At 47.9% G+C, this 8,068-nt stretch carries 6 protein-coding genes and 2 pseudogenes; 2 read left to right on the top strand and 6 right to left on the bottom strand.

The features are described from left to right. The coding region (locus MHB46_RS24380) for a helix-turn-helix transcriptional regulator (RefSeq protein ID WP_341163791.1) at nucleotides 1-160 on the top strand (160 nt) is incomplete at its 5' end. Nucleotides 161-212: 52 nt separating this feature from the next. Here MHB46_RS24380 and MHB46_RS26295 read toward each other — a convergent pair. Continuing rightward, nucleotides 213-479 (bottom strand): annotated as a pseudogene (locus tag MHB46_RS26295) (IS110 family transposase); the annotation flags it as partial. 2,224 nt (nucleotides 480-2,703) lie between these two features. Here MHB46_RS26295 and MHB46_RS24370 point away from each other — a divergent pair. Further along, nucleotides 2,704-3,200 (top strand): annotated as a pseudogene (locus MHB46_RS24370) (IS30 family transposase); the annotation flags it as partial. A gap of 215 nt (nucleotides 3,201-3,415) precedes the next feature. On the opposite strand, the gene MHB46_RS24365 reads toward MHB46_RS24370, so the two are convergent. From MHB46_RS24365 to MHB46_RS24345, 5 genes are read right to left on the bottom strand one after another with little or no spacing between them, the layout of a single operon-like run. Next, nucleotides 3,416-3,736 carry a hypothetical protein gene (locus tag MHB46_RS24365; protein WP_341163662.1) on the bottom strand — a complete coding sequence of 107 codons (321 nt, stop codon included), beginning with the start codon at nucleotides 3,734-3,736 and terminating at the stop codon, nucleotides 3,416-3,418. A gap of 31 nt (nucleotides 3,737-3,767) precedes the next feature. Further along, nucleotides 3,768-4,994, bottom strand: coding sequence for an MFS transporter (locus MHB46_RS24360; protein WP_341163661.1), 1,227 nt, complete (start codon nucleotides 4,992-4,994; stop codon nucleotides 3,768-3,770). Further along, on the bottom strand, nucleotides 4,991-6,124 hold the full coding sequence (locus MHB46_RS24355; RefSeq protein ID WP_341163660.1) for an MGDG synthase family glycosyltransferase: 1,134 nt from the start codon (nucleotides 6,122-6,124) through the stop codon (nucleotides 4,991-4,993). The genes MHB46_RS24360 and MHB46_RS24355 overlap by 4 nt, the downstream gene beginning before the upstream one ends. A gap of 22 nt (nucleotides 6,125-6,146) precedes the next feature. Then, a complete protein-coding gene (locus MHB46_RS24350) occupies nucleotides 6,147-6,848 on the bottom strand; it encodes a polysaccharide deacetylase family protein (protein ID WP_307346722.1) in 702 nt (233 codons plus the stop codon). 30 nt (nucleotides 6,849-6,878) lie between these two features. Beyond that, nucleotides 6,879-8,045 carry an MGDG synthase family glycosyltransferase gene (locus tag MHB46_RS24345; protein WP_341163659.1) on the bottom strand — a complete coding sequence of 389 codons (1,167 nt, stop codon included), beginning with the start codon at nucleotides 8,043-8,045 and terminating at the stop codon, nucleotides 6,879-6,881. Nucleotides 8,046-8,068 lie beyond the last annotated feature (23 nt).

Here is an 8,068-nt window from a genome sequence, read left to right as displayed (position 1 = left end):
AGAGCATCTGTCGAGCGGTCTGCGCTACAAATCGATTGCCGCCAAGCTATTTTTATCGGAGGGAACGATCCGCAATTACTGCTCGATTCTCTACTCGAAACTCGGCGTCAACAACCGTGAAGAAGCATTAGAAATGGCGCGAATGAAGAATATCGTGTAGCTGGGGAACTTCCCGATGGTACTCACGCTATAGGGGTCACGTGCTGTTCTTTCAAAAAATGGGCCAGGTTCAACCAGTAGTGGTCGGTCGGTTCCATGCCAACGATGACGTCCTGAAACCCTTCTCCGTAGCAATCTTTCTGAACCAGCTAACGAACAATTCAAAGCCTTCACGGTCGTTCTCAAACGTAATAGCCTTCCGAACTCGACTCCGCGGTAGTCTTGTGCCCGGGCGACATGTTTGAATTTAGCGATGTCTACACCGATAATAAGGTAGAAGAAGTGATTTGATTAATACGTTCATTTTGAGTAGAATTCATCTTGTACTCTCCTTGGTTTGTTTTTGGATCCAGTCGCTGGCCAGCATCATGGACCCATTTACATCATACCAAGGAGTCTTTTTCATTCTGAAACCTCTTATTTCAACATAATAGGAATGCTGCCCGTTCGTATTATGTGATCAACCAGTTCTTTGTGGTTGGTTCTTTTTTTATTTTAGTTTAAGGATTGTAGGTGAGCTTAAAAGGCGATGATGCCGAATATATTAATGCCTTGCCTTCAACTGTTATTAAACTTCAGTTTCTGCTTCTTGTGCTTTCTGACTCCCTTACTCTTCGACTTCTCTGACTCGTCGGTAAAAAGTCGTCCTCTTCATATCGATCTGTCGCATAGCCTCGGTTGCAGTTATCAGTCCGTCCTTCCGCTTCTGTTACTACGGATAATGTCAGACCCGCCGCAGATGTCTCTCAAGAGCAGGAAACTGTAGAGTATCCGCTCAAATCTGCAGAAGAGTGTTGGGAAAATTACTTGAACAGCCTTGGCACTGAAGTTGCAACGGCCTTCTGATGACATCATCGAGGCCGCTAAAGCGTCCATGTTCTGAATTTTATACCCCCACAAAGAAGAACACGCCGTTATCCGGATTTATCAGCAGATTGAGTGTCCATTCACCGGAAGGCTCTTCGACTCAATGGACGAACTCGTACGCGAAACTATTCTGCATCTCATCGAGGAGTTAACCGCCGAGGAATAGCGTGATCCTGAACGAACAGCAGCGGATAGCTTCCAGGAGGAGAAACAATATCTTAACCACATTAGACTAAATACAGGTCATGTTCGGCGGACCTGTCTGGGCGAGGTGAATCAGAAACTTTATGCGATCTTGAAACGAGTTTGGAAAGACTCCTTCGACCCTGAAGGGGTGAAGCTGGAGGGATATCGATTCAAGAGTTTAAACCAAGTTGGCCACAGTCGGAACTATTTATAATAAAAAAGGAATGCCGGTTTTAACGACGATCTGTAGCAAATGGGATGACGGAACGGGTCTGGAAAACACTCCATAATAGTTCTTATCTTCCGCTTGCGACCCAATCTAATAAGCCTCCTCCCACTGCTCCATATGTGGCAGATCAGTTGCAGATTGGTTTCATGCAAAATGATTCGATGGCATGGAGAGAAGAATTCTCACGATGTTTTGGTTGGGTGCTGCAGCTCGCCTACGAAGATCCGCGTTGCAGCGCTTGGCCATCCTCGTAGCCATAAGTCGTTGAAAGTCTAAAGCTTGTCATTACAATGCACAGTAGGGAGTATAACAAGGTTATTAATTAAATTTACATATAGTAACAACTACTTTTGCGGGTGGTGTCAGCTTCGCTGGTACTTGGCCTGTTGATAAGGATGAAAATTGTAACTCGCGAATATAATATAGATTATGTGAAAACGTTAGAGAATAATAAAATTATCAAAAATGATCTGTCCTACATTCTCTTTAAGGGTCGGACGCTAAAGACTCACAAGTAAAAAGGTACTTTTACATGTAGAGCGGAATGGATAAACAGTAAATCTGATCCTTTCTAGTATCAAATTTACTGTTTAATATTAGCTTTATGAATTTCAAACTCCTTACGCTCATATAAAAACTAAACCTACTTCAATATCAATTAGGGGACAAACTTGATAAATAGTGATTACTTTCTCCGTTGCAACGGCATTTGTTGGGTAGCAGCAACTTCCTCGTGTAAATCTTCGTTTGTAAAATGAAAATGCTGGCTGTACTGAATCACGACTTGTTCTAAACCAAACCTTTTAGTAGCCAATAAATCGTATATCCATCACGAACATACCACCTGGAATAATGAAATGAAACGACAATAGGCATGAAGTGGCCGTGCAAGTCATAGTATTCGGCGGCTCGTTTTATTTTATCAAATGATGGTGTTGAAAAGTAAGAGGGAACATGAATGTCATGCACAGGAAGTATAATTTCGATGGGGTCTTTTTGTATGCTTTTGAAATTAATAATCTCCTTTGAAAAGAAAATTGTCATCAATGATATTTCTTTCTATTTCATCGTTATTCCTGCATAACTCCCTTTGCTTTTTTGCACCTGCCTCACCCTATACGGTAGAGCCGGATAATCTCTTGCTTTTTATTTCAGCTTCCCCCTATGTTTGTATTTAGTAGTACCGCTGTTTGCACCCAAAGCGTCTTCTTGTCTACTATGCTCTTTTCCTGATATCGATTCATAATACCCGGCCTGATTTGCAGCGTCCCAATACGATCCGCAGCCGGAAAACCTTCGATCACTGGGAGCTGGATACGGTCGTTTCCAGCCGAGGGAAGAGTAAGCTTGCGTCGACACATCATGGAGGCAAAAACACGTTTTTACCAAGTGATTAAATGACGATCGCACGGCATTATCGATGAAGATCGCGTTTGGCTTACTAGCGGCTCAGTATCCGATGTCTGCGATTCGGAGCGCGACCGTGGGCGAGGGAAAGAATTCGTCTGTCACAGAGAGTTGGAACGGCTGTACGGCGTGGGTGTCTATTTCGCCGACCCGTACTCATCCTGGCAACGAGACTCCAACGAGAATGCTAAGTCTTGAGCGTGAATTCATCTCAAAGGGTCATAATTTCGCTCAGGTGACAGATGCTGATCTGGAACAGGCTCTCGCCCTGATTAACAACCGCCCCCCGAAAAACTTAAGATGGAAGTCCTCTCACGAATCGTTTCAGGAGGAACTGTTGTACTTGTCTTGACAATCCGTCTATTAAAAAAGGTGAAAGAAAACCATCATTTCACTGGTTTTCTTTCACCTTTTACGGTTTAAAGCTTTTTCAGTAGCTTATATAATGAATCTAATTATTCAAACCGTAAATTTCCATCAGTTATTATAAATCCAAATGTTTTACTTAAGGCTTGTAACTCACTCTCATTAACTTCCGTTATTTTGATTATCTTATTGTTATCGTCTCTAATCACCTTTGAAATCGGATTTACCTTTAGCATCATAGTAAAAATTATTTGATCTACCTTCATTTTTTATATCCTTATCAACAAACAATCTGACTTGCTTGTCATGGAAGAGAAATCTGTCCTCTTTCTTATCATAAGTTAGACCATAGGCAATGTAATCCTTTAAAGAATCATAATTAAAATCGGCACCTTCACCAGCTTCTTGTGCTGAGGTAGATGAACTGAGGCTTGTATCGTGATGATTTTCGATGGCTTGGATTTCAGGTGTACTCGGTGGAATGGGGAGCGCGATGCAGTCCAGCGGCAAGCCGATGAGCAAGACCAGGTATCCATAATCGTGAAACAATTATTCAACTAACCCGATCAGGTCCATGAGCATTCTCCCTCTTGTGCTGCAAAGTCCCGCCAGCCGAGACAAGCTTGTTTTGCGGCAAAATCAAATAAAAAAGTGCAAGAACCGCCAGTAAAGCAGCGCTGATGCTAATGGCAGCGGCATTCGTATACTGGCTGGCTATCCATCCCCCGATGACCGGGCCAATCATAATACCGAGCCCTTCAATCCCGGAGAGTACTCCCCACCCGGTCCCCTTCTGATCCTCCGGAACAAGGTACGACAGCACCGCATTCCAGGCCGGAAGCACGGCTGAGTAAGACAATCCCAGCATAAAGGCAAACAGCATCGTTAATGCAGGCGGCGGCATGGATACGACTAACAGAGCCAATACGACCGTAAGCGATACGAAACCGGCGAACAGCATTTGCTTGTGCCCCCATCGATCGGCCAGCTTTCCCATCGGGACAAGAAACAGCATCGCGCCGGCCCCGCCTAATATGAGCATTAGCGAATATTGCGGCTGGCTCAGACCGAGATGGTCAGCGGCAAAACCGGGCAGTATCGGCAGCAGCAGTCCCGCAGCGGTCATCTGCAGGACCATGCCTGGCAGCAGCCATTTCAGCTGAACGAGCCTTCTTCGCAGTCCTGCCGCTTGTTCGGAAAAGCTGACGTTCTGGAGATGCAAGGGGGTTGTTCTGTTAATCCCGAACGATGCGATGCAGCCGACGGCGAGCAGCGCAACCATCAGCCGGAAGGCAGGTTCGAAGCCATAATCGAAGGTGAGATTGATTGTGACCGGCCCCAGACCGATGCAGGCCAGCCACACGGTGTATATCGCCCCCATCTGGGCTGCCCGCTCCGTCAGCCGGACTTTCTCCAGACAAATGAGCCATATAGGCGACGCCCCCATCCCAAGCATCACGGAACCGGCAACCAGCCCCCAGGCATACGGACTAAAGAACACGGCGGCTAGTCCGGACAGCATCAGGACGAAAGTGGCGGGCAGCAGCCAGCGCAGCGAAAACCTGTCCAGCAAATATCCAGCCACACATTTAATCAGCGTATCGGCTGTATAATGAAGCGAGACGGCAAGACCGACCAAAGCAACGGTTTGCCCCGACTCGTTGACGGCAAAGTTCGGCAGGAACGAGAACAAGAAAGCGCTTCGGACAAACTCTGTGCAAAAAAGCACCGTGAACAGCGTCAGAGTAGAAAGCTTGAACGCGCTCCTCCCGCTCATCATATTCCACTCCTTCTTAAGGGACTTGCCTCCGGAAACAAATGCCGGACAATATGGTCCGCAGCCGCTTTCTGCCTTGCTGCGAGCAACCCGTTCATCATCGACTGCTTGATCTGCTCAGAGGAGATCATCGCTTGTATCTGCAACACCAGATCATGAATCGTAAAGGCCACGACTGCCGCTCCTTTGCGCTGCAAATACAGGGCATTTTCCTTCTCCTGCCCCAGAAACGGATTTAGGATGAAAATTGGAACCCCGGCCTGAATCGTTTCGGATAGTGTAACGCCTCCCGCTTTCGTGACTACGCAGCAGGCGCTGCTCATCAGAACATGCAATTGATCGGTGAAGCCGAATACATCCACTCTTGCATCATCCTCCCAGCTCTCCGTAAGCCTCCGTCTCCATCCTTCCTGCCGGCCGCAAATCACTTGAATGCGGACGCCTGACAAGAGCAGCAGCTTCCCGATGAGCCTCGATAACGAATGCAATGTGCCGCAGACGTTAGCCATAAGCAGAATCACATGCTCATCTGCTTCTTTAATGGAGCCGGAACCGCTCATTGCCGCATCATGAAATGACTCCCTGACCGGAATTCCGGTCACGGTAATACGACTCTCGGGAACGCCCTGCCTGACCATGGCCTCTTTCACGTCGCTGGCAGGGACAAAATAATGATCCGGCTTGGCGAACAGCCATCTTCGGTGAACATCAAAGTCCGTTATGACAACAGCAGTCCGGGGACGGATCGCAGATAATGCCTCACTGCTTGGCAAGCTGCCGAACGGGAATGTATAAATGATGACTTCCGGCTGGTACTGGAGGATGATTTTCTTGAGCCTATCGCCGCCAAGACTGTTCATCCAGGCTGCGATCTTTCCCTTCATGGGAAGCTGGTTGGTCAGATGGTAGGTCCATCCGTAATAGGGAATGCCCAGGCTGGCTGCATACAGGCTTTGCCGGTACAGATAGCGGATTATTTTGTTCAGCACAGGATAAGCTTCCCGGAACAAGTCGACAACCGCCACCTGGCTATAACCATTGCGGATCAAGCTTTGCTGCAACACCTTGGACACCTGATGATGACCTTCTCCGTAATCGGCCGTTAAAATTAAAATTTGCGGTTCCTGTTTCACTATTGTCACCTCATTTCCTTTGTCAAGCCATTTCATCCAGACGAACGAATTGCAAGTTGCGTCCCTGTAATTGATGCAGTACTTCCTCCAGAGCCCGAAGCATAAAATATGGCGCGTGACGGTCCGCTCCCGGCGAATCTCCGCTGTCATGCAGCAAAATAACAGATCCGTCCGTAATTCCGTTCAGCAGCGTTGCCTTCAGCTTTTTGCGGCAGCTTCTGCTGCGCCAGTCCCCCGCCTTCAAGGACCAGAGTACGATGCGGTACGATTTGGGATGAAAGAAATCGAAAGCGTTCATGAGCCCCCAAGGCGGGCGATAGTGATCCGGCCTTTTTCCAATTATGGATTCAATAATATCTGCGGTCCGTTTCATATGATCACGCCGCACCGTCCAGGGAAGCATCAGCCAATTGGAGATGTGATTGTAATTGTGGATTCCAATCTGATGACCTTCACGATCCATTCTTCTGATCAGATCCGGGTGCAGTTCCGCCTGTGAGCCAAGCACGAAGAATGTGGCCTTCACTTGATAATCCTGCAATAAATCCAATAATTCCGGTGTATACCTCGGATGCGGCCCATCGTCGAACGTGAACGCTACCTGGTTCTTGGTCGTTCCCTTACGAAAGGCTCCAAACCTGATCATTCGTGGTAGAAAACTGGGAATTAGCATATACAGACTGATGAATCCTATGAGCCCAATCAACAAATATTTAACAAGCAACGTCTTTATCCCCCTTAGTGAAAATTAAGCTTAAGCATACTGCTGCAAGGAGCAAACCCATTTTTCTTCCTGTGTATCGCTCTGCATGCTCAGAATTTGCATGACCGCATGTCTGGCGGAATCCTGCTGTCTGCACAACCCTGTCTTCTCCCTCATTTCTTCCAATAGGGAAGGCTGTTGAACCAGCCGCTGAATCTGATCCTGCAAATTGTCAATCTGACATAGATACGCTACTCCCGCTTGAATCAAATAATCGGCATTATCCTTTTCCTGCCCCAGCCGTGGCTCCAGCAGCAGCATGGGAAGCTGAAGCGCCAGCGCTTCGGAGGTCGTCAGTCCGCCCGGCTTGGTAATCAATACGTCTGCGGACGCCATCCATTCATGGATTCCCTCCAGGAAGCCTGTCAGTATGACGTTATCCCTGTCTCCCAATGCTTCACGCAGACGGTACAGCAGCTTCACATTGCGTCCGCACACAATGACAAATTGCACGTTAGGGGGAAAAGAGTCAGATTGCATTTGCTCGATGAAGGATTTATCGATAATCCCGCAGCCGCCGCCCATCACCAGCACGACAAAGGCGTCAAGAGCCAAGGCTAGCTTCTCGCGCAGCCGGTCTTTATTGTCATGCTGACTGTAGGATGGGCGAACAGGGATGCCCGTTACAGCGATTTTGTGGTCAGCAACGCCTTTTCTCTGCAGAGCTGCACGCACGCCTTCGGAGCCAACCAGATACAGATCCGTAGACGGATGTATCCAATAGCTGTGATCGGAATGGTCGGTAATGACCGTTGCCGCAGGCAGATCCGTCATCCCTTTTTCCTTAAGCAAGGAAATGGCGGCTGATGCCAGCGGGAACGTGCTGACAATCAACGTCGGCTGTTCCTCATTCAGAAGTTTGAGCAGCCGCTGCAGGCTGGTCGTGAGAAAATGCTTCAGGAAGAAAGTAAGTGTACTGTCCGTCCGGGTCTTCTGATACATATATCCGTATGAGGAAGGAAAATACTTCACCCATTGCAGGAAGCAATACCGTTCAACCACATGCATGCGGGGATGGATCCATTGCATGGAGTCGACCACCTCTACTCCCTGTTTGTACAGCACCGATGCCTCCAAAATCGCCTTGGCCGCCTGCATATGTCCATCCCCGAGCGCGCCGGACAGAATCAGCAGCTTTTCCCGTTTCATGCTATTCATCAACAATCGCCTCCCTCGTGAAA

Origin of the sequence: Paenibacillus sp. FSL H7-0703, assembly GCF_038003485.1 — a bacterium.
Lineage (GTDB): Bacteria > Bacillota > Bacilli > Paenibacillales > Paenibacillaceae > Paenibacillus > Paenibacillus polymyxa_B.
This window is presented reverse-complemented; position numbering and strand designations above follow the sequence as displayed.

Bases quoted from the DNA above. Each gene is read 5' to 3' on its own strand.
- MHB46_RS24360 (WP_341163661.1), bottom strand. From the start codon at position 4,994: ATGATGAGCGGGAGGAGCGCGTTCAAGCTTTCTACTCTGACGCTGTTC.
- MHB46_RS24345 (WP_341163659.1), bottom strand. From the start codon at position 8,045: ATGAATAGCATGAAACGGGAAAAGCTGCTGATTCTGTCCGGCGCGCTC.